Source organism: Bacillus sp. YC2, from assembly GCF_019891195.1.
Lineage (GTDB): Bacteria > Bacillota > Bacilli > Bacillales > Bacillaceae > Bacillus.
The window spans coordinates 716,452-742,634 of record NZ_JAHXDO010000001.1 but is presented as its reverse complement, the minus strand read 5'-3'; the positions used below and the strand labels follow the sequence as shown (position 1 = coordinate 742,634).

Below are 26,183 nucleotides of genomic sequence, written 5' to 3'. Positions count from 1 at the left end.
AAAACATAGTATTGATAGATTAAGTAAAGAGGAACGGTTTCAGCCCAAAAGAACTCGTAAATAGGCGGAAGGTGTCTAATGAAACAATAAAGCCCGATCAGAGTAATGAATAGCGTCTGTATGGTTAAGATAATGCCTGTCTTCCCCAATATAAGCGAAGTAATATACAAAAAGCCGGCTTTGCATGCTGCAAAACCGGCTCGTGCTTATTTTTGAAATAGTTTTTTTGCTTCATCCATTGCTAATTTATTTCCCAATGCTGAATAGTCAAGCCAAGGCTGATCGGCAATTTTGTAGACATGGTTTGCTTTTACCGCTTTTAACCCTTTCCATACAGCGCTCTTTTGTAACTCTTTAAAGGCCTGCTGCGATTTATCGTCTCTGTTAACGACCACGAAAATAGCGTCGGCATCATAATCAGGCAGGACTTCTTGTGAGATGACTTCATAAGGGCGGGACGTGTCCATTTCTTTAATGCCGTCAGCCGGTTTCAGCTTCAGGTCATCAAAAAGAATCGGCCCCATCGGGCGGCGTGTGCTGAATACACGAAGTTCTTTTGCATTCACGCGGATCGCCATGACTTTGGCGTTTTTCCCTAATTCCTTATTGATCATAGATGTAACCTGTTTCGTTTCATCTTCATATTGCCGGATAAAGGTTTTCGCTTCTTTTTCACGGTTCACGATTTTTCCGATGTCTTTTAAATGATCGCGCCAAGTACCTTTATCAAGATCGAAAACGTGTGTGTTTCCGATTTTTTTATATTTGGACACATCTTTCCCTGCGAATTCTTTATCAAGATAAATATTGTCAGGATTCAGCTCAAGTAAAGCTTCCATATCGGGATCTGTGGCAGGTCCTAATTTCTTTGTGTTTTTCAGCTGATCTTTCACATGAGGCAGAAAATCTTTTAATTCTCCGCCTACGACGGAACCTGCCGGTGTGATGCCTAAAGCAAGTAGATCATTTGTCAGGTGAATGGACATCGAGGCGATTTTATGATCCCCGGATTTCTTTTTTGATTCTGTTTGCGATGAATCAGATTGGCACGCAGCCAATACCAAAATACTTATAAAACTCACGAGCATTAATAACTTTTTCATGAGAAAACTCCTTGTTTATGATTTTATTTTCATGACCAAATAGAGAAAATAGGGCGCGCCGATTGCGGCTGCAACCACTCCGGCCGGAATGGCGTTCGGCTGAAACAAAGATCTGCCGATGGTGTCAGCCGCAACAAGGATAACAAGTCCGATCAACCCCGCAATCGGGATGATATGCTGATGCATGGTGCCGACAAGCCGTCTGGCTAAGTGAGGGGCAGCAAAGCCGATAAAGCCGATTCCGCCCGCCATTGCGACGCTTGCACAGGACAAGCCGACAGCAATGGCGATCAGCACAATCCTCTTTCTCTGCACGTGCGCGCCGAGCCCTGCGGCTGCCTGATCACCAAGCATTAAAATATTCAATGATCGGGACTGCATCCATGCAATCGGTGCGAGGATGCCGATCCACGGCAATAGCGACCATACATGAATCCAATCTCTTCCCCACACATTCCCGACCAGCCAGCGGGAAGCAAATGTATAGGTTTCTTCATTAAGCCGGAGTGACATAAACAGCGTAACAGCGCTAAAACCCGCAGAAACAGCAATACCGACTAAAAGCATGCGAATCGTTAAAAAGCCATTAAGCCTGTCATATGTAAGCAGTACAATGATCAAAGCAGCCAGTGTGCCGCCCGCAAACGTAAATAGAGGGATAAATACCGATGCTTTAGCTTCCAGGGAATGAAAAAAAGTAATGTATATCATCAGCCCGAATGAAGCACCAGCGTGCAGACCCAAGATACCCGGATCGGCAAGAGGATTTCGGGATACTCCCTGCAATATAGCGCCGGCCACTCCTAAGCCGATCCCGGCCATCATTGTGACCAGAATCCGGGGCAGCCGATAGTCAAATAACACCGTTGTGCTCTGAAACGTGCCGTATCCGAACAGTGTTTTTCCCACTGTAAGAGGAGTGAGACGGAACGAGCCGGTATTTAATCCGATCAGAATAATGCCTGCTGCGATGAGCAGCAGAATGAATCCCGCCGCAGCAGCTTTTTTCGTTTCCTTTTGCACTTTCATTTACAGTTCTCTCCCTTCCTTGCGGGCGATATAAAGAAAGAAAGGAACACCTACAAGTGCTACCATAATGCCGATCGCCAATTCTCTGGGAGGGCTGACGGTCCGCGAGGCTAAATCAGCCAAAATCAGCAGAATCGCGCCCAATAACGCCGACATCGGAATAATCAGCTTATAGGTAACGCCGACAATCTTTCGGGAAATATGGGGGATGACGAGTCCGACAAAGCCGATGGAACCGGCGGCCGATACAGAAACACCGGCCAGAACGACGGCGATCATCAATCCGGCGGCACGCGTCAGAGTTGTATTCACCCCTAAATTCGAAGCGACGTCATTTCCCATTGAAAGCAGGGTAACAGACCGGCCCATCGATGTTGCGAGAATAACAAAGACAAGAATCACCGGAACGAGCACTTTTAAATGGGCCCATTTGATGCCAGCCACCCCGCCCGCATACCAGAAGGCCAAATCCTGGCTTAAATCAAAATAAATCGCCACTCCCGTACTGAGTGAATGTAAAAGAGCAGCCACGACTGCTCCGGCAAGAGTGACGCGTAATGGCGTCATTCCGCCTTTTCCGGCGGCGCTGATAAAAAAAATAAGACATGTGCTTGCCATCGCGCCGATAAATGACAGCACCATCAGAAGGGCATAAGACAAATGAGGGAAAAAAGCAAAGCTAAGAGCGACAACAAACATCGCGCCCGCGTTTACCCCCAGAACGCCCGAATCAGCCAAGGGATTTCTCGTGACGCCCTGCATCAAGGCACCCGCTGCTGCAAACGCAGCCCCCACAGCCGCGGCCCCGAGCACTCTCGGCAGTCTCAATTCTTGAATAATCTGCTGCCCGGTTATGTTCGGGTTATATTGAAAAATGGCAGACCAAACAGTATGTAAAGTAATGTCTTTTGCGCCAAATGAAACGGCGAAAAAAATAGAAACAAGCAGTCCGATAATCGCAGCCAGAAAAAAGATGCTGTTCTTTAAGACGATCAACAGACGGTTTGCGGATGTGACAGAAGCGCCCAAAAATAAATTCACCTACTTTTATGATGATTGTCCGATATTTATTGAACATGAGAATCATTTTCAGTTGAACGTTCATATTATATACTAGCAACTTTTCAAAACGCAATAGAGTTCTTCATGTTTACATTTTATAAAAGAAGTGAAAAACGTGAAAGAGGAAATGGTTTCAATAGGAAAGGAGGCAGACAGGTGGCGCCAGAACGAAAGCCTTTGCCGATTGAATTTTATCAGAGAACTTCATTGGAGCTTGCTCCTTCACTGCTCGGCTGTCTCTTGGTAAAGGAAACAGATGAAGGAACGGCATCAGGGTTTATCGTCGAAACTGAAGCCTATATGGGAGCTGATGACCGGGCGGCGCACAGCTTTGGAAATCGGCGCACGAAGCGGACGGAGATCATGTTTCAGGAGGCGGGCCGCGTCTATACATACGTCATGCACACCCATACATTAATGAACGTCGTCGCCGCGGACATCGATATTCCGCAGGCCGTGTTAATACGTGCGGTTGAGCCTCACGAAGGCCAATTCATGATGGAGCGGCGGAGGACGGGCAGGCGTCCGAGAGAGTGGACAAACGGGCCCGGAAAATTGACGAAGGCATTGGGCGTATCCATGAATGACTACGGCCGCATGATTACGGAGCCGCCGCTGTTTATCACAGAGGGCTTCACACCGGAACACATATCAACAGGCCCGCGAATCGGGATTGAAAACAGCGGAGAGGCGCGGGATTATCCGTGGCGCTTTTGGGTGACAGGGAATCGGTTTGTTTCACGCTGATCATGTTTACGGGCGCTGAAATCCGGGCAAAGACAAGTAAAGAAGAAAGGGGACATGAAACATTGAAAAAATTTTTCAAAACCATGATCAAGTGGGCGCCTGTCATCTATCCGGTTATCCTAAAGATCGTAAAAGAGCGGAAAGCATCTAAGCGGAAGCACATGTCCGTATCCCGAACAGCTGGCTGATCCGGCTGTTTTTTTATGCGGCTGCTGCATTGACTTGATATCCTCTCCATTATAGAATTTACATACATTTACTCCTTCCTCATCCTTTCTGCCCATTTTTCACGTCTGCATCTGATCTGATAGGAGGTTTTTCTCATGCTTCATGGGCGACTTCGTGAACTTCTGCGCTTGCTTTTAGCTGCTGAAACACCGGTTACAAGCTCAGTGATCGCTGCGAATGTAAAAGTAACGACACGGACGGTCCGCAATGACATTAAGGAATTGCAAACCATTTTAGAAAAACACGGCGCTTCTATTCAATCTGTCAGAGGAAGCGGCTATAAGCTGTCGATCCGGGATGAGCAGCCGTTTAAAAATTGGCTTCAAGATAATTTTCAGCAAAACAGCGGCCTGCCGATTTTTCCGGATGAACGGATCAATTATCTCATGAAAAGACTGCTCCTGACAGAAGGCTACCTCAAGCTGGATGATTTGGCGGAAGAGCTGTTCATCAGCAAATCCACACTTCAATCCGATATAAAAGAAGTAAAAAAACGGCTTCATCCCTACGATATCATTTTGGAAACACGGCCGAATTACGGTTTTAAGCTGCGCGGCGAAGAGGTCCGTCTCCGCTATTGTATGGCGGAATATTTAGTGGACGATCGGGAGCCCGAGCCTGATCTTCTGAATGAAAAAGCCGATATTTTACCGGAGGACGACATTCATGTAATCCGCACAGCCATTCTGAAGGAGGTCCGGAATGAGCAGATCCCGCTTTCATTTTTCGGCCTGAACAATCTTATCATCCACATCGCCATTGCCTGCAAGAGAATACGGACAGAAAACTATGTGTCTCTCTTCCCGGAGGATCTTCATGACATTAAGCTTGAAAAAGAATATAAATCAGCAGAAGCCATTGTAAAAGAGCTTGAATCAGCGCTTTCCGTCACGTTTCCCGAACATGAAACCGCGTATATTGCGATTCATCTGCTCGGGACAAAACGCATGACACAGTCACAGGTTGAAGGGAAAGAGCTTACGGGACTGATAGACCCGCAGACCAGCCAATTAACAGAAGCCATGATTGGAGCCATTGAAAGGGAGCTGGAGCTCGGAATTATGGAAGACCGTGAGCTGAAAACAGGGCTTGCGCTCCATGTAAAGCCGGCCATTAACCGCAACCGATACGGCATGAACCTGAGAAATCCGATGCTTGCCGCGATTAAAGAAAATTATCCGCTCGCTTTTGAAGCGGGTGTCATCGGGGGAATGGTGATCAAGGAGCAGACCGGCATCGATATTCATGAAAATGAGATCGGATATTTGGCGCTCCACTTCGGCGCCGCCATAGAAAGGCGGAAGACAGAGCGTCCGCCTAAGCGGTGCATAATCGTGTGCGCTTCAGGTGCAGGCAGCGCGCAGCTCCTGAGAGAAAAGCTGCGTTCCCATTTCGGAAAACGCCTTGAGATAGTCGGAACGGCGGATTATTACAGTCTCGAACAGCTTGCTTTCGATTCGATAGATTTTGTTGTCAGCACAGTGCCGATCAAAAAAGAATTGACCGTGCCTGTGTTAAAGGTCAATACGATATTGGGCGGCGGTGATTTTACAAAAATAGATTCAATGCTTGAAGAAAAGGGAGAACAAACTCATTTTCTGAAGCCGGAGCTGGTTTTTTTACAGCAGGATTTGGAGACGAAAGAAGACGTCATCCGGTTTTTAGGGCAAAAGGTTGTGAATTCCGGTTTGGCGGGTCCTTCACTGATCGATTCTATTTTTGAGAGGGAAGCCATTTCTCCTACTAGCTTCGGCAATCTTACCGCCATTCCGCATCCGCTCATCCCGCAGACAGACACAACGTTTTGGGCGGTATGCACCTTGAAAAAACCGATTGACTGGGCGAACAAGCGCGTCCAATTTGTCTGCCTGCTGTGTGTGGAAAAAGAAAACAAAGCCGACCTCCAGCATATGTATAAGCGGCTCGGCAGCATTTTGGACGATCAGGCAGCGGTGAGCCGTCTTCTAAAGTGCAAAAGCTATCAGGATATCATGCGCGTTTTCGGGAAAAACATCATCAAATAAAGGCCGGGATACACCTTTTTTCCGTTAGCAGCGGAAAAACCCTGAGTAGTTATGAAAGCGATTTCATAATATGATGTTACTAACAGCGAGACATACAAAATATCAAACTCACAGGAGGTCTTTTACATGAATATATTACTCGTTTGTGCAGCAGGCATGTCAACAAGCTTACTCGTTACCAAAATGGAAAAAAGCGCAAAGGAACAAGGAAAAGAATATACAATCTGGGCGGTGTCAGGCGATTCTGTCAAGCAGCATATCGATAAAGCGGACGTATTGCTGCTTGGGCCGCAAGTCCGTTATTTACTTCCGCAGCTGAAAAAATTAGGCGAATCAAAAGGTGTGCCGGTTGATGTCATCAATACCGTCCATTACGGCACTTGCAACGGAGCGGAGGTTCTGAAATCAGCAGAACAGCTCGGAAACGCATCATAGAGAGGGGCGGGCCGTGTGAATAAAGTGAACCAGTTCTTAGAAGAAAAGGTTATGCCGATTGCCGGAAAAATTGCCTCGCAGCGGCATCTCCAAGCACTGCGTGACGGTATCATCCTGACGATGCCGCTTATTATCATCGGTTCGTTTTTTCTCATCATCGGCAACCTGCCGATTCCCGGTTATGCGGATTTCATGGCAAAAACATTCGGCAGCGCTTGGTCTCAGAAGCTGGCCTATCCGGTTGATGCAACCTTCGAAATCATGGGGCTTGTCGCCGCTTTCGGAATTGCCTACCGCTTGGCCGAAAAATACGGAGTAGACGCCTTATCGGCCGGTGCGATATCACTTGCGGCATTTCTTTTGGCGACACCGTACAAAGTGCCGTTTCTGCCTTCCGGGGCCAAGGAGGAAATTATGGTTACCGGCGGCATCCCGCTTTCTCTCATGGGAAGCAAAGGGCTGTTTGTCGCCATGATTATTGCGATGGTATCGACAGAAATTTACCGCCTGATCATTCAGCGGAATCTTGTGTTTAAAATGCCGGACGGCGTGCCGCCGGCAGTCAGCAAATCATTTATCGCTTTAATTCCAGGCTTCGCCGTCATCTTCTTGATCTGGGGCGCGCGTTTAATCGTCGAAGCGACGCCGTTTGAAAGCCTTCATAATGTTGTAAGCGTTTTATTGGGGACACCGCTCTCAATTCTCGGTGGAAGTCTCGGCGGAAGCCTTGTCGCTGAGGCGGTCCAAATGCTTTTATGGGCGTGCGGATTACACGGGGCAAATATTGTCGGCGGCGTTATGGCGCCGATCTGGTACGGTGCGATGGATGCCAACCGGGTCGCATTTCAGGCGGGCGATGCGCTTCCGAATATTTTCACACAGCAATTCTTCGAGATTTGGATAAACATCGGCGGAAGCGGCGCGACGCTCGCGCTTGTCGTCACCATGTTTCTCCGCGCCCGAAGCAAACAAATGAAGCAGCTTGGGAAACTCGCAATCGGGCCGGCGATCTTTAATATTAATGAACCGATTATTTTCGGAATGCCGATCGTCATGAACCCAATGCTTCTTATCCCGTTTATCATCACGCCGCTTGTCACACTGACGCTGACCTACATCGGTATGAGCACCGGCCTCGTCGCCAAACCTGCCGGAATTGCTGTCCCATGGACGATGCCGCCGATCTTCTCGGGGTATCTTGCCACCGGAGGTAAAATCTCGGGGGCTGTCATGCAGGCGGTCAACATTATCGTGGCCTTTGCCGTGTACTATCCATTCTTCAGAATGTGGGACACACAAAAGCTGAGAGAAGAAAACGAGCTTGACCAATCACAAACAGCAGCCGTACAGGGAGACGAAAAAGCCGTGCTGTAGAGAAAGGGAGTGAAACACTTGAATGAGAAAATGGAACAAATCATTTTTCAAATCATTCTTCATGGCGGCAATGGCAGGAGCGCCTCAATGGAAGCTATCGCCGCCGCAAAGCGGGGGGACAGCTGTCTTGCGGAGCAGAAGCTTCAGGAAGCCGCAAGAGAACTGACAGAAGCCCATCATTATCAAACAGAGCTCATCCAAAATGAGGCAGGCGGAGAAAAAACAGAAATGACGCTGCTGATGGTTCACGCTCAAGATCATTTAATGAATGCCATGACCGTAAAGGATATGGCCGCAGAGTTAGTCGAGCTTTACGGAAAAGTGAGTATACAAGGGGGAGCAACAATATGACAAAAGGAATTAAGATTGTAACGATAGGCGGAGGATCAAGCTATACGCCGGAGCTTGTGGAAGGCCTGATTAAACGGTACGATGAACTGCCTGTCAGAGAACTGTGGCTTGTCGACATTCCCGCAGGCGAGGAAAAGCTGAACATCGTCGGCACGCTCGCAAAGCGCATGGTTGAAAAAGCAGGTGTTCCGATTGACATTCATTTGACGCTCGATCGCAGAGAGGCGCTGAAAGACGCTGACTTTGTGACCACTCAGTTCCGTGTCGGACTTCTTGAGGCGCGCGCCAAGGATGAGCGGATTCCTTTGAAATACGGCGTTATCGGCCAGGAAACAAACGGCCCGGGCGGATTGTTTAAAGGATTGCGCACCATCCCGATTATGCTGGACATTGCCAAAGATATTGAAGAGCTTTGCCCGAACGCCTGGCTTGTGAACTTTACAAACCCTGCCGGCATGGTCACCGAAGCCCTGCTCCGCTACTCCAATCTGTCAAAAGTCGTCGGACTTTGTAATGTGCCGATCGGCATCAAAATGGGCGTCGCGAAAGCATTGGATGTCGACGTCAGCAGGATAGAGGTGCAGTTTGCCGGATTGAACCACATGGTCTTCGGACTGGATGTTTTCTTAGACGGCGTCAGTGTAAAGGATAAGGTCATTGAAGCCATGGGAGATCCGAAAAATGCCATGACGATGAAAAACATTTCCGGAGCAGAGTGGGAGCCTGAATTTCTGAAGGCGCTCGATCTGATTCCTTGCGGCTATCACCGTTACTATTTCAAAACGAAAGAAATGCTTGAGCATGAGATTGAAGCGTCACAAACAGAAGGAACCCGCGCCGAGGTGGTGCAGCAGGTAGAAAAAGAACTGTTCGAACTGTATAAAGATCCGAACCTCGCCATCAAGCCGCCGCAGCTTGAGAAACGGGGAGGCGCGTACTACAGTGACGCGGCATGCAACCTGATCAGCTCTATCTTTAACGACAAACACGACATTCAGCCTGTCAATACTGTAAACAACGGCACGATTGCCAGCATCCCGAATGATTCGGCTGTTGAAGTGAGCTGCGTTATGACGAAAAACGGACCGAAGCCGATCGCAGTCGGCGACTTGCCGGTATCGGTCAGGGGCCTCGTGCAGCAAATCAAATCATTTGAGCGTGTCGCCGCCGAAGCAGCCGTCACGGGCGATTATCAAACGGCGCTCCTCGCGATGACGATTAACCCGCTCGTGCCGTCAGACTCCGTAGCAAAAGCCATTTTAGATGAAATGCTTGAAGCACATAAAGAGCATTTGCCGCTTTTCTTTAAGTCGATTGAAGCGTAACACAAAAAAAACCCGGATTCGATTCCGGGTTTTTTGATGTTATTTTGATTTGCTGAGGGAGGCGACTTCTGTCGTCCAGCCGAACACGTCAGTTTCCGTGCCTTTTTGAATGCCTGTAATGGTATCGTACAATTTTTTAGATATTTCTCCAGTCTCACCGTTATGAATCACAAGGTTTTCATCTTGCCAGATCAGTTCGCCGACCGGGGAAATGACCGCCGCGGTGCCTGTTCCGAATGCTTCTTCCAAAAGCCCGTCACGGTGCGCCTGAATGACTTCATCAATGGAAATTTTGCGCTCGGAAACAGGGAGGCCCCAGTGTTTCAAAAGGGTGATGACTGAGTTTCTCGTGATGCCTTCAAGAATGCTTCCGTTCAGCTGCGGCGTCACAATCTCTCCGTTGATTTTGAAGAAGATGTTCATGCTGCCGACTTCTTCGATATACTTTTTCTCGATGCCGTCCAGCCAAAGAACTTGAGAAAAGCCCTTTTCCTCGGCGACTTGCTGCGCCTTTAAGCTTGAGGCGTAGTTTCCGGCCGTTTTCGCGTTTCCTGTACCGCCTTTTACAGCGCGGACGAATTCGTTTTCCACCGCAATTTTAACCGGTTTAATGCCTTCTTTGTAGTAAGAGCCGACCGGCGAAAGAATGATAAAAAGCTTGTACGTATGGGATGCCGCCACACCGAGAAAAGGCTCGGTCGCAATAATAAAAGGACGGATATAAAGAGAGGTGCCTTCCGCTTTCGGAATCCAGTCTTTATCAAGGGCAACGAGCTGCTTCAAGCCTTCGAGGACAAGCTCTTCATCAATTTGCGGAATGCAGAGTCGGTCATTTGACTGATTCAGGCGCTCCATATTTTTATCAGGTCTGAACAGCAGAACCTCTTCATCCTTCGTTACGTAAGCCTTAAGCCCTTCGAATACGGTTTGGCCGTAGTGATACACCATGGCCGCAGGATCCATTGAGAAAGGCTGGTAAGGAATAATTCTGGGATCGTACCAGCCTTGATCGCCATCGTAATCCATGACAAACATATGGTCAGTGAAAATTCTCCCAAATGAAAGGTCATGGGGATCTGGTTTTGGTTTTTTGGCTGATGTCAATTCAACACGAATGTCTTGTTTCATAGTAGTCTGTCTCCCTATTGGTGTTATTGTCAAACTTATTAGAAAATAATTTATATTCTATTGTATACCTTCAACAAATATTCGCAATAGTTTACCTCAAATTTGTGAAAAAATCAAATCAAACAAAAAGCAGGGGAGAAAATGGCTCCCCTGCGTGTTCGTTTTTCGCGTTCTGTCATAACCGGTCTTAATGAACCGTCACCTTGCCGGTTTTATAGAACTGTTCCATCGCTTTATCGACATATACCCAGCCCTTCCAGGCAATATGGATGGTGTCTTTCATAAAGTACGGATCATGTTCGTGCCCTGATAAGTCTGCAACTTGGAAGCCTTTGGCTTTAATTTGCTTTGTGACTTTTTTATAGTAATCAGTGCGTCCTTTTTTCGGGAAGCCGGTGTAGTCGTAAAACTTCCCGTTAACTGGAATGACGACAAACATCGGTTTAGCTCCGGCATCCTTCAGAATAGTAAGCATATCTTCAAAATCACTAAATTCCAGCGATTTTTTATAAGCGTATGTTCTCCCTTTGTTTGAACCTTTTGCCTTTGGCACTTTATTCTTGATATTTTTATAAACAGAGTCGTCTATAAAAAACGGATTGGTCCGGGAGTGTTCTTTTCCGTATTGAGAGGCCAGCTTTTCAAGCGCAGACCATGATTTTCCTTTAAGTTTTTCGTTAATGGAACGTTTCGGTCCTTGCGGCTCTTCAATAGAGTAGTATAGGTCTTTCTTTTCTAAGATATTATAGTAAAGTTTCGCAGCCGGTGTTAACGCGTTAACCTTCCAAGTCTGGTCTTTAAGTATGGCTTTAAACAGTTCAGAAAGGACGGCATCATTCTGGACAACTTTATAGTGCAGCATACGCTTCATCATTTGTTTTTTCAGGCCCGGTTCAATATCATGATTAAAAGCCAAGTTAAGTGCTTGCAATGATGAGAAATTGGGTGCGAAATGCTGCTCGTTAGAACCGTGCTTAGTAAACCATTGCGGCGAAACAATGAATACCATTTTTTTGCCTCTGAGCTGATCAGCGTGTGCAGCAAAGTTAATAGCGTGAATTAAAGATTGCGAACCGCCTTTTCCGACAAGATAAGGCGTGAATCCTTGATTATTCACCTTGAAATAGTTAGACGGATGAAACTCATCCAGTCTGGAAAGCTCGGAAGAACCGAAAATCGGCATATATTTCGGGTCTTCGAACATTTTGTTTTGCAGATAGAGCCCTTGGAACATATTCGGGCTTAAGGCTGCTGCCGACTCTTCGACACGTTTTTCCGGAATGAAGCGCGTAAGCCATGAAGCCGGAACGGCAATGGCTCCGGCAAACAGGACAAACGCTAAAATAATAGGGCCAAAGAAACGCTTTTTCATTTACTTCAACTCAGTCAGTTTGTTTACAATGTTGTTTGGCGTATTCCATTCATCACGGTCAAACTCAGTGATGGGCACAGTAATGCCGAAACGGTTTTCGATGGCAACAAGCAGCTCTACAGTTCCGAAAGAATCAAGCAGTCCTTCTTCAAAAATATCAATATCAGGATTTTCCTTTACAACGTCCTCCTGACAAACTTCGGCTAATACGTCTAATACTTCTTGTTTAAATTCCATGTGTTTTCAATCTCCTTTAATGATGATGAAATGGTTTTCCTGAGAAAATATAAAATCCGAAACATACGAAATGGAACGTAATAACGATGGCTAATATGGTTGTGAAACGATTGGACGGAAGCCATTTATACTTTTTATTCCATTTCTCAAAAAAGTTATATCCCGTCATTAAAACGGCGTGATACAGGCCGTACACAATATATTGCAGAGCGAGCCCATGCCAAACACCCATCAGCATAAACAGCAGGAAATACCCGATGTTCGAGACGGCCATTCGGTTCTTAATCCATTTTTTCTTTGTCATCCAGAAGACAAAGCGCATAAATACGTAGTCTCTGAACCAGAAGGAAAGCGACATGTGCCAGCGGTTCCAGAAGTCTTTAATATTTTTGCTGATAAACGGCAGGTTAAAGTTTTCCGGTGATCTGATTCCCATGATATAACTGACACCGACGGCAAACATCGTGTAACCCGCAAAATCGAAAAACAGGTACATGCTGTAACCGTACATATACAGCACATTGCCCAGCAGCTTATTGTGGGTGATGTGCGGCAGATTCATAATGAAATAGGTGTTAATCGCATATCCGATAATGAATTTGTATAAGAAACCGATAAAAATTTTATGAATGCCGGTATACAATAAGTCTGCGTATTCCTCTTTTGTCCATACTTTCTGTTCATCCTTAGCAAACCTGCGGTACCGGTCGATCGGACCGGAGGAGATGGTCGGGAAAAACATAATAAAATACAGAAGACGATGCAGAGGCAGCTTTTCTTTGATTAATCCGTCTCTCGTTTCCATAATCAGCTGAACGCCTTTGAAGGTCAGATAGGAAATTCCTAAAAAGCTGATTATGTTATGAACCGGCGGATGATGAGGCTCCGGCGTAAAGAAAAACGGCCATAATTTAGATAAAAACAGGGGTAAAATGGACGCAATCACAGCCATACTGAAGACAAAGCCGCTGTTTGCCTTCAGCCTGTATGCGAGATACCCCCTGATTAAAAGCACCTGCCACAGTGTAAACAAGCACAATGCAATGACGCCGTGCAGATCGTGTGAAAAAATCAAAGCCAATATGATGATAGAGATAAACATGTTGTATCCTTGGAATCTCTTGCCGTTCAGCCCTAAAATAATCGTCGGCAAGAGAAGGATTCCAAGTAAAATAAAGAAGAAAAACGAGCTGTAAGGCGTCATACAAGAACCTCTTCACCAATGCGTTTACGGTCAATCTTTCCGTTCGCAGTCATTTGAATCTGATCCTGATAAATGAATTTTCTCGGAATCATATAGGCCGGGAGCGAGGCGGCTAATTCTTTCTTAATGGCGCTTGTCAGCTGAAATTCTTTTTCAAAATCATGTTTTTCAGGCACGATTGCGGCGATAAGATATTCGACAGGTCCGTTAGGCTGATACGGGATGACAACCGCTGACCGCACATATTGGGACTGCCTTACATGAACTTCAATTTCCTCAAGCTCCATGCGGTAGCCGTGCAGCTTAATTTGGAAATCAAGGCGTCCTTGGCAGAAAATCTGACCGTCTTGAGCAAAACCGGCGTCGCCCGTACGGTATGCCCACTGACCATCAAAAGAGAAAAATGCTTTTTCTGTCAGTGACGGCTCTCCGAGATAGCCTTTGCTCACGCTTGGGCCGGCAATGATGATTTCGCCTTTTTCTCCGTCCGGCAGCTTATTCCCGTTTTCATCCATGATGCAGATGTTCATGTCGGGTTTTGCGAAACCGACGGGAAGAGATTCATTTTCATCAATGATCTGCTGTGTGATTTCTACGGAGGTTACCGCAACCGTTGTTTCAGTCGGACCGTAAGTGTTGAATACGCGGGCCTTCGGGAAACGGTTCAAAAGCTCTTGTGCAACCGCAACGGGAAGCGCTTCTCCGCAAAACATAAATACTTCTGTGTCTGGCAGCAGTTCTTGCGTAAAGCCGGGATCCATCAGGCACATTTGGACGAATGACGGTGTTGATGTCCAGACGTTTAGGTTGGATTTCTCCAGCTCTTCAAACAATACTTTCGGTTTATTGATCTTATCTTTTGTCACGCAGTGCAGCGCGCCTCCCGTTTGAAGGGACGGGAAGATGTCCATGACAGATAAATCAAAAGAAAACGGAGCTTGGTTTAAGAATGTTTTGCCCTCGCCCACAGGAAAATCCCTGCAAATCCAGTCAGTGAAGCTTTGCAGGTTATCAGCAGATATCTGTACGCCCTTTGGATTGCCCGTGCTGCCGGACGTGTAAATAATATAAAAGGTGTCTTGTTCTTTCACCCAGTGCTCACGGCTGACGTTTGCATCACCGTCTGCCGCAATCTCTTCAGGGGTAACGGTTTTAATCAGATTGCTTCCCGTATCGATGGTATCACCGGAAACGTTAATGAGCAGCTCTGCGCCGGAGCTTTCAATGATTTTGACAATCCGTTCCGCCGGGATCGAGATATCGACAGGAATGTATGGATGCCCTGCTTTTACGCTGCCCAAAAAGGAAATGAGCATATTCGGCTCCATATGTCCGTATACCACGACAGGTGTTTTTGAACCGTCAGGTGTGTGTTTTTGAATGGCAGACGCAGTCCGTTCCGACATATCCCATAATTCCCGGTAAGTGAGGGAATCATCCAAGGAACGAAACGCATCGGCTTGCGGCTTTGTGTCTGCGTATTTTTTTATAGCATCAAGTAGTTTCATAGTAATCCTCCCCGATTAGAAGTCGTTGTAAATATAGGTGCCGGTATTTGCTGTGTGAAATCCGTACATCCAAAAGAGCAATACTAGTATTAGAAAATAAAAGCCCGTATGAAACGTCCATTTTATCAATGTATTTTCATAAGCACGTTTTAATATTCGCATCATGTTCAAAATTCCTTCCCCGATTATTCAATAATTACACCAGTATATGACGATTAGATTAACAAAAAGTTTCAAAATATGTCTAATATCCTAAGCTTAAATTTACCTTAAAAATGAACGGGAAACAAAAGAACGGAAAACTGCGCATGTATAAAAGCGAAATGACCATAATAAAAAAGCGCTGTGAAGGCGGGATTTTTAACTTATCGCAAATATAAATGAGGTAAAAAAAATTTTGCGGCCTTTTCTCTCTTCAGCAACTGATAAAACCCAAGGGAGAAGGGGATAAAGCCGTTAACAGACAAGAAAGAAGAACGATTGTCCGAAAGCCTCGCATCTTGTGAAATGAGGGAGAAATTATTATGATAGATAAGGTAGCAGAGACATGAAAACCCCAATTCAACACTACTGTTATCGGCTGACTGTGAAAGCCTTTTAATAGAAAGGAAGAGGAAAATGAATCAAAACAATATGGGAGGCAGCCAAAAGACGCCTGAAAAAGAAAGCATGGGCCGTATTTTATGGCAATTAACCCGCCCTCATACATTGACGGCATCGTTTGTGCCTGTATTGCTCGGCACTGTTTTGGCGATGTTTTATGTAAAGGTTGATTTCCTGCTGTTTCTGGCCATGCTGTTTTCCTGCTTATGGATTCAGATTGCCACGAACTTATTCAATGAATATTATGATTTTAAACGCGGTTTAGATACGAAGGATTCAGTGGGAATCGGCGGAGCGATCGTCCGCCACGGCATGAAGCCGAAAACGATTTTGCAGTTAGCGCTCGGCTCTTATGCCATTGCGATTTTACTCGGTGTGTATATTTGCATGAGCAGCAGCTGGTGGCTTGCGGCAATCGGGCTTGTCGGCATGCTGATCGGCTATCTGTATACAGGCGGGCCGCTGCCGATCGCGTATACGCCGTTCGGTGAGTTGTTCTCCGGCATCTGCATGGGTTCTGTTTTTGTCCTTATCTCTTTTTTCATTCAAACGGATATGATTAATAAACAAAGCATTTTGATCTCCATCCCGATTGCGATTTTAGTCGGTGCGATTAACTTGTCCAACAACATTCGCGATATTGAGGAAGATAAAAAAGGCGGACGAAAAACGTTGGCGATTTTGATGGGGCACAAGGGAGCCGTCATGATTTTGGCCGCATCATTTGCGATTGCTTACATCTGGATCGTCGGTCTTGTGCTGATGGGGTATACAAGCCCATGGCTGTTCCTCGTCTTTCTGAGCGTGCCGAAGCCCGTTCAGGCGATTAAGGGCTTTGTGAAAAACGAAATGCCGATGAACATGATTATTGCGATGAAATCAACCGCTCAAACGAATACATTCTTTGGATTCCTGCTTTCAATCGGACTCCTGATCAGCTATTTCCGCTGACGAAATGAAGAAAAGCAAATGCCGTGATGCGGCATTTGCTTTTTTTATGATTGTCCCGCTGATCATGAAATAAACTTCACGATTTTGTAAAGAACCTCACAGCAAACCGCCCCGTCTAATACATGGACAGCAAAGCAAGGAGATGAAAAAGATGGATTTATCAACGACCCATATGGATGATTTAAAAACGGTCATGGAAGATTGGAAAAATGAATTACTAGTTTATAAATTTGCGTTAGATGAGCTGGATACGAAGTTTTCTATTATCAGCCAGGAATATAATCTGATTCACGGGCATAACCCGATTGAGCATACAAAGTCGCGTGTGAAAAGCTTTGAGAGCATCATTAATAAACTGATGCGCAAAGGGTGCGATGTGACGACGCAGGAGATGAAAGAGCATATCCATGATATTGCGGGTGTGCGGATTATCTGTTCCTTTATTTCTGATATTTACAATATTGCGGAGGTCCTTAAGCAGCATAAGGATTTGAAGATTGTGAAGGTGAAGGATTATATTAAACAGCCAAAGCCGAACGGCTACCGCAGCCTGCATTTGATTATTGAGATTCCCGTCTATTTAACGAATCGAGTGGAATATGTAAAAGCAGAAATTCAAATCCGCACCATCGCCATGGATTTTTGGGCGAGCCTTGAGCATAAAATCTACTACAAATTAAATAACGAAGTCCCGAAGCAGCTGACGGACGAGCTGAAGGAAGCGGCGGAAATCGCCCATTATTTAGACGAGAAGATGCTCGGGATTAAGAAAGAAGTGGATTGACGGGGCCAGGCTCCGTTTCGCTGCCGAACCCTGCCGGCAGCTTTTTTTATATCTCTCGATCACCATCCCCCTGAAAAAGACAGCACATTCTATCAGCAGATAAATGGTTTGATTTTTTTAAAAAGGGAATGAAACCTGTACAACAAAAAGGGAGATGAATATCAGTGGAAAAGACTGAAACTATGCATATCGTATCATGTGCCGATGATCATTATGCTCGTCATTTGGGTGGGATGTTCGCTTCTTTATTGATGAATATGGACAAAACAAGAGATGTAAAATTATATGTGATAGACGGCGGAATTACTGCCGAAAATAAAAAAAAGCTGGAACAAACGACGATGTCATTCGGAACACCTGTTGAATTTTTAGAGGTTGACGCCGATCAATACGAGCACGCCGTTGAAAGCAGCCATATTACCAAAGCAGCCTATTACCGTATTTCCATTCCGGATTTAATAAAGGATAAGAGTGTGAAGCGGATGATTTATATCGATTGCGACGCGATTGTGATGGAGGATATTTCAACCTTATGGGATATGAATATTTCCCCGGCAATTGTCGCTGCGGTTGAGGATGCCGGACAGCACGAAAGGCTGAAAAAAATGAACATCAGTGATACCGCCAAGTATTTTAATTCGGGCATTATGATGATTGATTTCGAACCTTGGAGAAAGCAAAATATCTCTGAAAAGGTCATTCAGTTTATAAATGATAACAGCTCGGAGGATTTTCTCGTTTTTCATGATCAGGACGCGCTTAACGCCATATTATACGATCAATGGCATGAACTGCACCCGCGGTGGAACGCGCAGACCCATATCATCTTAAACGAAAAAACGCCTCCGACACTGACAGACCGGATACGGTACAGAGAAACGAGGACAAAACCGGCAATCGTTCACTTTTGCGGGGGAGACAAGCCGTGGAACTCCGGAACGTCCCATCCTTACCGTGATCACTATTTCCGTTATATGTCATTTACGAAATGGAGTCCGGCAAGCCGGCCTGCCATTAACCAATAGGGTGATGTAAACGCTTTTGAAGCCGTTATCCGGCTCCTAAGCGTTTTTTTAATGTTTGATCCGAATTGCGCGCACCCGTTTTTGGAGCTTGGTCTTTTCGGCAGAAGGCTTGAGCTGGTTTACTGCCGTTTGTGCTTGTGACTTGGTCTTTTTTGTTTTATATTTTTCCGCTGTTTTCACTTTGGCTCTCGCTTGAACCGTTTTTTTCTGATTGAGTTTATCTTTCACTCGATCCAGCCGTTTTTGCAGAGCGGTTTTATCTTTCCCCCGCTGAAGCTCGCTGACTGCTTTTTGGGCGTTTGCGGTATTTGCGTCATCGGTCTTTTTCTCTGCCTTTGTAACGGCTGTTTTAGCTGATTTCAGTAAGCCGGAATTGACTGCGTCCAGCCGCTTTTGAAGCGCTTTTTTCTCAGATCCGGCCGGTAATTTGCGGATGGCGCTTTCAGCCGCATCGACTGCGGTTTTTTTCTTTTGCTTCTCGGCTGTTTTGACCTTGTCTTTGGCGTCTGTGACGTTTCGTGCGGCTTGTGCTTTATTGATCCGCGCCTCAAGTGCGGATTTCTTCTTTGACTTCGGGAGCTTGTTTACCTCTTTTTTTGCTTGATTAATATCTGTTTGTTTCTTTGTTCTTTCAGCTTTGATGACGGCTTGTTCAGCAAAATCCTTTTGATTCGTGTGATATTCGATTAATCCGTATCCGAACTGGTTATCACGCCCCGGGGACCCTAAGTCTTTGACGTTTTGCTGCATCTGTTTTCTGAGCTGTACATTCGTTTCCTGCGGATATTTCTGTTTGAGCAGCGCGAACATGCCTGTGACGTGCGGTGCGGCCTGAGATGTGCCGTCAGCTATTGCATACAGCTGATTCAAATAGGTGCTTGTAATGTTTGTGCCGGGAGCTGAAAATTCAATTTGCTTCCCGGCAGTCGAAAAGGCCGCGAGCTGATTTTTTTCGTTTGCCGCAGAGACTGCCGTCACGCTGCTGTAAGCGGCCGGATAATTGACGGGTTTTTTGTTGCCGTCATTGCCTGCGGCGGCTACGATGACGATTCCTTTTTGGTACGCTTTGTCGACCGCTTCATGAAGAATTTGACTGTCGCCGTTTGTCCCGAGGCTCATATTGATGATGTCCATTTTATTGGCGATAGACCAGTCGATCGCTTTGAGAAGGCTCTTAAGATCCCCCGAACCCTTTTGATCCAATGCTTTAACCGCGTATAGCCGGACACCTGGAGCGATGCCGTCAATCCCGTATCCGTCATGCTGAGCCGCAATGATTCCGGCGACATGTGTACCGTGGCCGTTGTCGTCTTTATATGAGGATGTGTAGGTGACCGCAGAGTAACCTCCCGCAATGGAGAGGTCGTCATGGGGAAAAATGCCGCTGTCAATGACAGCCACTTTCACATTTTTCCCTGTCAATCCTTCCTTCCAAGCCCGCTTGACCTGAATCGGTGCTAAATCCCATTGAGACAGTTCGGAATAACGGCTTGCAGCTGTTGATAACAGGTGCACATCGGAGTTGCCCGCAGCTTGAAATGATACATTGTCTTCAACATATAAGATGTCAGGGTCATGCCGGAGTTCTTTCACTGTTTGTGAATCGGCTGACATGGCGAAAGCCGGAAGATGTTTGTATGCCTGTTCGACATCTGCTCCGCTGTCTATCGCTGATTCCTTGCCGTTTTGATTTTTATACACAACGATAATGTCCTGTTCCGGTGTTTCCGCGCGAACGAGCGGGGCAGCGGAGAACAGGCTGAAACACAATGTAAGAGCCGCTGCTGTTTTTAAGCTGAAATGCCTCATGAAAAAAATCCCCCTTTTTTCTTTATATATCGGTAAGGTGAAATTCTTTTTTTCCTAAAGGAAGAGGAAAATTTCTATATGCAATTGTAAGCGTTTTCAAAATATGATAAAGAAAAGCTTTAAGGCATCTGCACATTGAACTCAAAAAGGGGGTTTTTGATAGATGAGTACGTTCAATCAGGTTATGGAAGAAAAAATTATGCCTGTCGCCGGGAAAATTGCCGGACAAAGGCATTTAAGAGCCTTGCGTGACGGGATTATTCTGTCTATGCCGCTTATTATTATCGGATCAGTTTTTTTAATCCTGACGAGCCTTCCCATTCCCGGCTATGCCGATTTTATGGCAAATTTATTCGGTGAACATTGGGTTGATAAGCTCGGATATCCCGTCAATGCTTCATTTGACATTATGGCGCTCGTGGCCGCTTTTGGGATTGCCTATCGGCTGGCGGAAAGCTATGAGGTGGATGCGCTGTCGTCAGGAGCCATTGCCCTTGCCGCCTTTTTATTGGCGACACCGTTTCAGATTCCATTTTTGCCTGACGGAGCGGCAACAGAAGTCATGGTGGGAGGCGGCATCCCGATCACGCTGCTCGGGAGCAAGGGCCTGTTTGTTGCTATGATCATTGCGATGTTTTCGACGGAAGTGTACCGATTTATTATTCAAAGAAACATCGTCATTAAGATGCCTGACGGGGTGCCGCCTGCTGTCAGTAAATCATTCATCGCGCTGATCCCGGGTTTTATTATTATTTCGTTGGTGTGGCTGGCGCGTCTTTTTATTGAAATGACCCCTTTTGAAAGCCTTCATAATGTCGTCGGTGACTTATTGGGGACGCCGCTTTCTATTCTCGGCGGGAGCTTGGGCGGCAGCCTCGTCGCTGAGTTTGTGCAAATGCTTCTCTGGTCATGCGGCATTCACGGCGCCTCGATTATCGGCGGGGTGATGTCGCCGATCTGGTACGGGGCGATGGATGCCAACCGTTTGGCTTTTCAAGCGGGAGAAGCGCTGCCGAGCATTTTCACCACGCAGTTCTTTCAAATATGGATCAATGTCGGCGGGAGCGGGGCGACGCTTGCACTCGTACTGACCATGCTTGTGCGCTCCAGAAGCAAACAGATGAAACAGCTCGGCCGGCTCGGTATCGGTCCTGCGCTGTTTAATATCAATGAGCCGATTATTTTCGGAATGCCGCTCGTTATGAATCCGCTGTTAATCGTGCCCTTTATCATTGCGCCGCTGTTGACCATCACGGCGACATATATCGGAATGAGCACCGGAATGGTGGCAAAACCGGCCGGGATCGCCGTTCCGTGGACGATGCCGCCGCTGATTTCAGGGTATCTTGCAACAGGCGGGAAAATTTCCGGTTCGGTCATGCAGCTAATCAATCTTCTTATCACGTTGATCATTTATTATCCGTTTTTCAGAATCTGGGATCTTCAAAAATGGAGGGAGGAACGGGAGGCTGAAAAAAGTACCGCAGAAGAAACATAAAAAAACGGGCTTCTTCGCCCGTTTTTTTAACGCTGGAAAAACTCAATCCATTCGCCGTCAGGCCCTTCAATGTAGAAATAGCGGTACCCGTTCGGCAGTGTCGTGATGTCTTCATCAATAAATACAGCGCCCATTCGTTTCGCGTGCGTGAATTCGGCCGCGATATCTTCGGTCAATAAGGCGATGTGGTGCACCTTACCTTCAACAGGAAGCTCGCTGCTGTACCCTTGAATCAATTCAACTTCTGTTTCCGGGCCGTCCTGAAAACCGAGAAAGGCAAGCTCGATAACGCCGTTTGTATGTGTGATACGGTCCTTTAATATCATGCCGAGGACGTCTTGGTAAAATGCGATGGATTTGTCCATATCTTTGACCATAATGCCTGTGTGGTCGATTCTTTTTGCAGTCATGGTTTTTCCCCCTGTTTTGAATTTCGCGGACAATGCGGTGATGATCATGTTTTATGGTACGATAAGAGAAAGCAAAACGAAAGAGGAATGCACAATGAAGCTACTTACAGTAAAAGATACATTTGCCGGAAAGCTGAAAAAAGGGTTCCCCCTGATTGAAAAAGACGCCTTGTCCGGAAACGCCGGCCATTTGAAGGAAGGCGACCTTTTTGATGTGAAAACCGAGAAGGGCGAGTTTCTCGGAAAAGGCTATTACGGACTGCAAAATAAAGGAGTCGGCTGGGTGCTGTCCCGCAGCCAGCATGAACAAATCGACGGGCGGTTCTTTCTGGACAAGCTCAAAAAAGCGGCTGAAGAAAGAGATCATTTGTTCAAGGCGGCTGACACAACGGCGTTCCGTCTGTTCAACGGTGAGGGCGACGGCATTGGCGGCGTCACCGTTGATTATTATGACGGTTATCTGCTGGTTCAATGGTACAGCAAAGGCATCTATACATATAAAGACAGCCTGATTGAGGCGCTTGACGGGCTGGAGATGCCGTACAAGGCGATTTACGAAAAGAAACGTTTTGATACCGCGGGCCAATACGTAGAGGATGACGATTTTGTCAAAGGCGAAAGAGGAGACTTTCCCATTATTGTCCTGGAAAACGGCATACACTTTGCAGTTGATTTGAATGACGGCGCGATGACAGGGATTTTCTTAGACCAGCGCCAAGTGCGCAAAACGATTCGAGACCGGTATGCCAAAGGGAAAAATGTATTGAATACGTTCTCTTATACTGGGGCGTTTTCCGTTGCTGCTGCGCTTGGGGGAGCTGAAAAAACGACAAGTGTCGATGTCGCCAACCGCAGCCTCGCGAAAACCATTGAGCAGTTCAGCGCCAACGGAATTGATTACGAGGCGCATGACATCAAGGTTATGGATGTGTTCAAATACTTCGGCTATGCGGCGAAAAAAGGATTGCAGTTTGATCTGATTATTCTTGATCCGCCTTCCTTCGCCCGCACGAAAAAACGCACCTTCAGCGCGGCAAAGGACTACAAAAACCTGCTGAAGGAAACGATCGCAATTACCGCAAAAAACGGCATTATCGCCGCATCCACAAACAGCAGCGCCTTTAATATGAAGAAATTCAAAGGCTTTATAGACGCGGCGTTTAAAGAAACGAACGAACGCTATACCATCTTGGAAGAATTTACATTGCCGGAGGATTTTAAAACGATTCCCGCTTTTAAAGAAGGCAATTATTTAAAAGTCGTCTTTCTGCAAAAAAAATAATGTAAAAAAAGAGGTCCGGGCATTTAAGCCCGGCCTCTTTTTTATGTAATGATCTGCTGCACCCGGCCGATTCGCCCATCCTCAAGTCGAACCTTGATTCCGCGGGGATGAAAGCTTGAGTTTGTCAAAATATCTTTCACTATGCCCCTTGTCAGCTTTCCTGTTCGCTGATCCGCCTTCAGGACGATATCTACCTCAAGCCCTTTTGAGATGCTGCTTCGCTGTTGGCCGTTCATAAGACACATCCGTTCTTCTGTTTTTTTATCTTGTGACAGTCTTATCATATCGTGAATTTGTTCTTTTATGAAGGAGAGGATGGAAAAGCGGCTGCCGGCCTGCGCAGCGCCTCCCTTTTTTCAGCCTTCAGCAAAAACGCAGTCAGCGTCACCCCGATGACACTCAAGGCGGCGAAGAGCAAATAGACGGCAAAGATGGACACATAGTCAAAGATGTAGCCGCCGGCAAATGTGCAAAACCAGTTGCCGAGACCGTTGCCGATGGCGGCATATAACGTCAGGGCCGTAGCTTCGAGGCGGCCCGGGGTAATTTTTTTTACATATTGGAGTGCAGCCGGAATGAACAGACCGATCGCCACGCCTTGGAGAAACACAGTGACATAAATGACCCACATGGGCGGGCCCGTGAAATACAGCAGCCAGCGGAAAAGAGAAACGCTGCCAGACAGCATAATGACTCGGAGAAGGCCCATTTTATTAATAAAGCGCTGTGCAAATTTCATGAACGGTATTTCAAACATAACCGCGATAAAAAATAAGAGGCCGATGACAGAAAGGGACGCCCCGCTTTTATCCAGGAATAAACTGAAGTATGTATTGTTTGCTAGGTTTGGAGCAAAGATGGTGAACGTAATAATCATAAAAACGGGAAAGGCTTTGTTTTTCATGAGTTCGCTGAAGCCGCCGCGAAGGTTAAGCTTCATTTTCGCCTTTTGCTGACCGGGCATCCGTACGGCAAGCCCTGCCGCAATACAAAGAAAGGCGCATCCGAACAGAAAAATCGCATGGATCGGAAAAAGCTTGTCAGTCACTTGCCCCATTGTCAAAACGGCAACCGCAAAACCAAGTGAACCGAACAGCCGGATGCCTCCGTAATTGCCCTGTGTTTGCTGGGTATAGCGCAATGAGATACTGTCTGACAAAGGGATAATGGTGCTCTGAAAAGCTGCAAAACAAGCAGCAATGACAATAAACATAGGAAAACGGTCAGCTGCGAGATAAGTCAGTCCGATAACACCCGTCAGCGCCGTGCATGAGGCCAGCAGGGTTTTTGTTTTCTGTGTATAGTCGCTCAGCATTCCCCAAATCGGCTGAAAGAAAATCATCACAATAGGACCGAGTGACATAATCAGTCCGACTTGTGATCCGTCCAAATGCTGTTCTTTAGTTAAAAACATGCTGAGCAGAGGAACGATGCTGCCGGTTCCTAAAAAGGCGAATAAATAAAAACCCCTTAACGCCGTGTAATGGGCGCGAATCTGTGATTGCTGCATGTGTGTTCCTCCTTTAAAATCCCTCCTTCTATTGTATTTTGATTTACAATAAATTCAATACTAAAAAACCGCCCCCAAAAGGAGCGGTCTCTGTTGCTACATAAATGAAATTAAAATAGGCGCCGCGCAAAGCGTCATAATCGCAGCGAGAATCATGGACACGCTCGAGATCGTCCCTGATACGGAGCTAAGCTCAAATGCTTTAGACGTTCCCGCTCCGTGTGCGCTTGTGCCGAGCAGCACACCTCTGGCAATTTCATTATCAATGCGGAAATAGCGGATCACCATCGGCCCGATAATCGTTCCGAATAATGCTGTTAAGATGACGAAAACCGCAGTCACCGCAGGCATCCCGCCGATCATTTCCGATACGTTCATGGCAATCGGCGTTGTCACGGATCTCGGTACAAGACTGTCAACTAAGCCGCTGCCAAGGTGGAACCATTTCGCGATAAAGGCCGTTGAAAGAATGGCGATGCATGAGCCGACCGCCACGTTCAGAATAATTTCCACGGCGTATTTCTTTAAAATCGGGAAATATTTATAAAGCGGGATGGCAAAAGCCACTGTGGCCGGCTGAAGCATATCGGTCAGCATTCCGCCGCCGAGATTGTATGTCTTATACGGGACATTGACAAGCAGCAGCAGACCGACTAAAACAGCCGGCGTAATCAAAAGCGGCGAGGTGTAAACCCGCGGAAAACGCACATATAGTTTTTTTGCGCCTAAATACACCAAAACGGTTAAGATCAAACTTATAATTCCGATGAGCACGTTTGTTTTTTCTCCTTTCTTTTCGCTATAAGCTGCGTAAGCGTACCTGTAGATACCATCACAACAAATGTGCTGAGGATGACGACAAGTAATATACTTACGCCGAATTTAGACATGATATCTCCGTATTCAATCACTCCGACGGCAGATGGGATAAAAAATAACAGCAGCTCGCCGAGAAGCCATGCTGCGCCAAGCTCAATCCATTCGAGCTTGATGATTTTGAAGTGTAATAATGTGAAAAGAATCACAATCCCAATTATACTGCCGGGAATATTTATATGAAGAGCCGCCGTGACCCAATTGATCAGACGCGCGAATATAAACAACAGAGCAATTTGAATGACGGTAAGCAGCAATTTTTTCATCATGATGCCTCCCTTATATTTATATTGTACATAAGGTTTTAT

Annotated in this window: 27 protein-coding genes; 12 read left to right on the top strand and 15 right to left on the bottom strand. The window is 46.4% G+C overall.

What is annotated here, in order from left to right; translation table 11 throughout:
• Positions 1 to 206: 206 nt before the first annotated feature.
• The 3 genes from KY305_RS03760 to KY305_RS03750 are packed head-to-tail and all read right to left on the bottom strand — an operon-like array spanning position 207 to position 3,131.
• Positions 207 to 1,103 carry an ABC transporter substrate-binding protein gene (locus tag KY305_RS03760; RefSeq protein ID WP_223061403.1) on the bottom strand — a complete coding sequence of 299 codons (897 nt, stop codon included), beginning with the start codon at positions 1,101 to 1,103 and terminating at the stop codon, positions 207 to 209.
• 15 nt (positions 1,104 to 1,118) lie between these two features.
• Positions 1,119 to 2,132: a FecCD family ABC transporter permease gene (locus KY305_RS03755; protein ID WP_223061402.1), complete on the bottom strand. Its 1,014-nt coding sequence runs from the start codon at positions 2,130 to 2,132 to the stop codon at positions 1,119 to 1,121.
• Positions 2,133 to 3,131, bottom strand: coding sequence for a FecCD family ABC transporter permease (locus KY305_RS03750; protein WP_262417594.1), 999 nt, complete (start codon positions 3,129 to 3,131; stop codon positions 2,133 to 2,135).
• Between the two features lie 219 nt (positions 3,132 to 3,350).
• Between KY305_RS03750 and KY305_RS03745 the strand changes: the two genes are divergently transcribed.
• The 7 genes from KY305_RS03745 to licH all read left to right on the top strand — a co-directional run bounded on the left by KY305_RS03745 (position 3,351) and on the right by licH (position 9,678).
• Positions 3,351 to 3,941: a DNA-3-methyladenine glycosylase gene (locus KY305_RS03745; protein ID WP_214985216.1), complete on the top strand. Its 591-nt coding sequence runs from the start codon at positions 3,351 to 3,353 to the stop codon at positions 3,939 to 3,941.
• 62 nt (positions 3,942 to 4,003) lie between these two features.
• On the top strand, positions 4,004 to 4,129 hold the full coding sequence (locus KY305_RS19880) for a hypothetical protein (protein WP_262417539.1): 126 nt from the start codon (positions 4,004 to 4,006) through the stop codon (positions 4,127 to 4,129).
• Between the two features lie 135 nt (positions 4,130 to 4,264).
• The gene (gene licR / locus KY305_RS03740) at positions 4,265 to 6,193 is read left to right on the top strand and encodes a transcriptional regulator LicR (RefSeq protein WP_223061400.1); all 1,929 of its coding nucleotides are present in this window, start codon (positions 4,265 to 4,267) and stop codon (positions 6,191 to 6,193) included.
• A 99-nt stretch (positions 6,194 to 6,292) separates the two neighbouring features.
• Positions 6,293 to 6,628, top strand: coding sequence for a PTS lichenan transporter subunit IIB (gene licB, locus KY305_RS03735; protein WP_316252430.1), 336 nt, complete (start codon positions 6,293 to 6,295; stop codon positions 6,626 to 6,628).
• Positions 6,629 to 6,643: 15 nt separating this feature from the next.
• Positions 6,644 to 8,002 carry a PTS lichenan transporter subunit IIC gene (gene licC / locus KY305_RS03730; RefSeq protein ID WP_223061399.1) on the top strand — a complete coding sequence of 453 codons (1,359 nt, stop codon included), beginning with the start codon at positions 6,644 to 6,646 and terminating at the stop codon, positions 8,000 to 8,002.
• An 18-nt stretch (positions 8,003 to 8,020) separates the two neighbouring features.
• Positions 8,021 to 8,353 (top strand): PTS lichenan transporter subunit IIA, encoded by a 333-nt coding sequence (gene licA / locus KY305_RS03725; protein ID WP_223061398.1) that lies wholly within the window; start codon positions 8,021 to 8,023, stop codon positions 8,351 to 8,353.
• Positions 8,350 to 9,678, top strand: coding sequence for a 6-phospho-beta-glucosidase LicH (gene licH, locus KY305_RS03720; RefSeq protein ID WP_223061397.1), 1,329 nt, complete (start codon positions 8,350 to 8,352; stop codon positions 9,676 to 9,678). Before licA ends, licH begins: the two co-directional genes overlap by 4 nt.
• Before the next feature lie 39 nt (positions 9,679 to 9,717).
• On the opposite strand, the gene KY305_RS03715 is transcribed toward licH, so the two are convergent.
• The 6 genes from KY305_RS03715 to KY305_RS03690 all read right to left on the bottom strand — a co-directional run bounded on the left by KY305_RS03715 (position 9,718) and on the right by KY305_RS03690 (position 15,292).
• Complete coding sequence (locus KY305_RS03715) at positions 9,718 to 10,806, bottom strand: branched-chain amino acid aminotransferase (protein WP_223061396.1); 1,089 nt, start codon at positions 10,804 to 10,806, stop codon at positions 9,718 to 9,720.
• A gap of 187 nt (positions 10,807 to 10,993) precedes the next feature.
• A complete protein-coding gene (gene dltD / locus KY305_RS03710; RefSeq protein WP_223061395.1) occupies positions 10,994 to 12,178 on the bottom strand; it encodes a D-alanyl-lipoteichoic acid biosynthesis protein DltD in 1,185 nt (394 codons plus the stop codon).
• Entirely contained in the window at positions 12,179 to 12,415 is a 237-nt protein-coding gene (gene dltC / locus KY305_RS03705; protein ID WP_061523252.1) for a D-alanine--poly(phosphoribitol) ligase subunit 2, read from the bottom strand.
• A gap of 16 nt (positions 12,416 to 12,431) precedes the next feature.
• Positions 12,432 to 13,619, bottom strand: coding sequence for a D-alanyl-lipoteichoic acid biosynthesis protein DltB (gene dltB / locus KY305_RS03700; protein ID WP_223061394.1), 1,188 nt, complete (start codon positions 13,617 to 13,619; stop codon positions 12,432 to 12,434).
• Positions 13,616 to 15,127, bottom strand: a complete 1,512-nt coding sequence (gene dltA / locus KY305_RS03695; protein WP_223061393.1) for a D-alanine--poly(phosphoribitol) ligase subunit DltA — start codon at positions 15,125 to 15,127, stop codon at positions 13,616 to 13,618. The genes dltB and dltA overlap by 4 nt, the downstream gene beginning before the upstream one ends.
• 15 nt (positions 15,128 to 15,142) lie before the next feature.
• A complete protein-coding gene (locus tag KY305_RS03690; RefSeq protein ID WP_082791730.1) occupies positions 15,143 to 15,292 on the bottom strand; it encodes a teichoic acid D-Ala incorporation-associated protein DltX in 150 nt (49 codons plus the stop codon).
• 453 nt (positions 15,293 to 15,745) lie between these two features.
• Here KY305_RS03690 and KY305_RS03685 point away from each other — a divergent pair, with 453 nt between their 5' ends.
• The 3 genes from KY305_RS03685 to KY305_RS03675 all read left to right on the top strand — a co-directional run bounded on the left by KY305_RS03685 (position 15,746) and on the right by KY305_RS03675 (position 18,490).
• The gene (locus KY305_RS03685) at positions 15,746 to 16,681 is read left to right on the top strand and encodes a 1,4-dihydroxy-2-naphthoate polyprenyltransferase (protein WP_214800115.1); all 936 of its coding nucleotides are present in this window, start codon (positions 15,746 to 15,748) and stop codon (positions 16,679 to 16,681) included.
• A 151-nt stretch (positions 16,682 to 16,832) separates the two neighbouring features.
• The gene (ywaC, locus tag KY305_RS03680) at positions 16,833 to 17,465 is read left to right on the top strand and encodes a GTP pyrophosphokinase YwaC (protein ID WP_223061392.1); all 633 of its coding nucleotides are present in this window, start codon (positions 16,833 to 16,835) and stop codon (positions 17,463 to 17,465) included.
• 164 nt (positions 17,466 to 17,629) lie between these two features.
• A complete protein-coding gene (locus KY305_RS03675) occupies positions 17,630 to 18,490 on the top strand; it encodes a glycosyltransferase family 8 protein (protein WP_223061391.1) in 861 nt (286 codons plus the stop codon).
• A gap of 48 nt (positions 18,491 to 18,538) precedes the next feature.
• Here KY305_RS03675 and KY305_RS03670 read toward each other — a convergent pair whose 3' ends face one another.
• Positions 18,539 to 20,299: a S8 family peptidase gene (locus tag KY305_RS03670; protein ID WP_223061390.1), complete on the bottom strand. Its 1,761-nt coding sequence runs from the start codon at positions 20,297 to 20,299 to the stop codon at positions 18,539 to 18,541.
• A gap of 163 nt (positions 20,300 to 20,462) precedes the next feature.
• Here KY305_RS03670 and celB point away from each other — a divergent pair, with 163 nt between their 5' ends.
• Positions 20,463 to 21,797, top strand: a complete 1,335-nt coding sequence (celB, locus tag KY305_RS03665; RefSeq protein ID WP_223061389.1) for a PTS cellobiose transporter subunit IIC — start codon at positions 20,463 to 20,465, stop codon at positions 21,795 to 21,797.
• A 26-nt stretch (positions 21,798 to 21,823) separates the two neighbouring features.
• On the opposite strand, the gene KY305_RS03660 is transcribed toward celB, so the two are convergent.
• On the bottom strand, positions 21,824 to 22,207 hold the full coding sequence (locus KY305_RS03660; protein WP_223061388.1) for a glyoxalase GlxA: 384 nt from the start codon (positions 22,205 to 22,207) through the stop codon (positions 21,824 to 21,826).
• A 94-nt stretch (positions 22,208 to 22,301) separates the two neighbouring features.
• Here KY305_RS03660 and KY305_RS03655 point away from each other — a divergent pair, with 94 nt between their 5' ends.
• Positions 22,302 to 23,489: a class I SAM-dependent rRNA methyltransferase gene (locus tag KY305_RS03655; RefSeq protein WP_223061387.1), complete on the top strand. Its 1,188-nt coding sequence runs from the start codon at positions 22,302 to 22,304 to the stop codon at positions 23,487 to 23,489.
• Positions 23,490 to 23,530: 41 nt separating this feature from the next.
• On the opposite strand, the gene KY305_RS03650 is transcribed toward KY305_RS03655, so the two are convergent.
• The 4 genes from KY305_RS03650 to KY305_RS03635 form a co-directional block, all read right to left on the bottom strand.
• Positions 23,531 to 23,725: a YwbE family protein gene (locus KY305_RS03650; RefSeq protein WP_061523242.1), complete on the bottom strand. Its 195-nt coding sequence runs from the start codon at positions 23,723 to 23,725 to the stop codon at positions 23,531 to 23,533.
• Positions 23,726 to 23,790: 65 nt separating this feature from the next.
• Complete coding sequence (locus tag KY305_RS03645; RefSeq protein ID WP_223061386.1) at positions 23,791 to 24,999, bottom strand: MFS transporter; 1,209 nt, start codon at positions 24,997 to 24,999, stop codon at positions 23,791 to 23,793.
• A gap of 96 nt (positions 25,000 to 25,095) precedes the next feature.
• Positions 25,096 to 25,773 (bottom strand): CidB/LrgB family autolysis modulator, encoded by a 678-nt coding sequence (locus tag KY305_RS03640; RefSeq protein WP_223061385.1) that lies wholly within the window; start codon positions 25,771 to 25,773, stop codon positions 25,096 to 25,098.
• Positions 25,755 to 26,141, bottom strand: a complete 387-nt coding sequence (locus KY305_RS03635; protein WP_223061626.1) for a CidA/LrgA family holin-like protein — start codon at positions 26,139 to 26,141, stop codon at positions 25,755 to 25,757. The genes KY305_RS03640 and KY305_RS03635 overlap by 19 nt, the downstream gene beginning before the upstream one ends.
• Between the last annotated feature and the right edge of the window lie 42 nt (positions 26,142 to 26,183).

Coding starts and splice junctions, on each gene's coding strand:
- KY305_RS03760 (WP_223061403.1), bottom strand. CDS start 1,103: ATGAAAAAGTTATTAATGCTCGTGAGTTTTATAAGTATTTTGGTATTG.
- KY305_RS03755 (WP_223061402.1), bottom strand. CDS start 2,132: ATGAAAGTGCAAAAGGAAACGAAAAAAGCTGCTGCGGCGGGATTCATT.
- licR (WP_223061400.1), top strand. CDS start 4,265: ATGCTTCATGGGCGACTTCGTGAACTTCTGCGCTTGCTTTTAGCTGCT.
- licH (WP_223061397.1), top strand. CDS start 8,350: ATGACAAAAGGAATTAAGATTGTAACGATAGGCGGAGGATCAAGCTAT.
- KY305_RS03715 (WP_223061396.1), bottom strand. CDS start 10,806: ATGAAACAAGACATTCGTGTTGAATTGACATCAGCCAAAAAACCAAAA.
- dltD (WP_223061395.1), bottom strand. CDS start 12,178: ATGAAAAAGCGTTTCTTTGGCCCTATTATTTTAGCGTTTGTCCTGTTT.
- dltC (WP_061523252.1), bottom strand. CDS start 12,415: ATGGAATTTAAACAAGAAGTATTAGACGTATTAGCCGAAGTTTGTCAG.
- dltB (WP_223061394.1), bottom strand. CDS start 13,619: ATGACGCCTTACAGCTCGTTTTTCTTCTTTATTTTACTTGGAATCCTT.
- dltA (WP_223061393.1), bottom strand. CDS start 15,127: ATGAAACTACTTGATGCTATAAAAAAATACGCAGACACAAAGCCGCAA.
- KY305_RS03690 (WP_082791730.1), bottom strand. CDS start 15,292: ATGATGCGAATATTAAAACGTGCTTATGAAAATACATTGATAAAATGG.
- KY305_RS03685 (WP_214800115.1), top strand. CDS start 15,746: ATGAATCAAAACAATATGGGAGGCAGCCAAAAGACGCCTGAAAAAGAA.
- ywaC (WP_223061392.1), top strand. CDS start 16,833: ATGGATTTATCAACGACCCATATGGATGATTTAAAAACGGTCATGGAA.
- KY305_RS03670 (WP_223061390.1), bottom strand. CDS start 20,299: ATGAGGCATTTCAGCTTAAAAACAGCAGCGGCTCTTACATTGTGTTTC.
- celB (WP_223061389.1), top strand. CDS start 20,463: ATGAGTACGTTCAATCAGGTTATGGAAGAAAAAATTATGCCTGTCGCC.
- KY305_RS03660 (WP_223061388.1), bottom strand. CDS start 22,207: ATGACTGCAAAAAGAATCGACCACACAGGCATTATGGTCAAAGATATG.
- KY305_RS03655 (WP_223061387.1), top strand. CDS start 22,302: ATGAAGCTACTTACAGTAAAAGATACATTTGCCGGAAAGCTGAAAAAA.
- KY305_RS03650 (WP_061523242.1), bottom strand. CDS start 23,725: ATGAACGGCCAACAGCGAAGCAGCATCTCAAAAGGGCTTGAGGTAGAT.
- KY305_RS03645 (WP_223061386.1), bottom strand. CDS start 24,999: ATGCAGCAATCACAGATTCGCGCCCATTACACGGCGTTAAGGGGTTTT.
- KY305_RS03635 (WP_223061626.1), bottom strand. CDS start 26,141: ATGAAAAAATTGCTGCTTACCGTCATTCAAATTGCTCTGTTGTTTATA.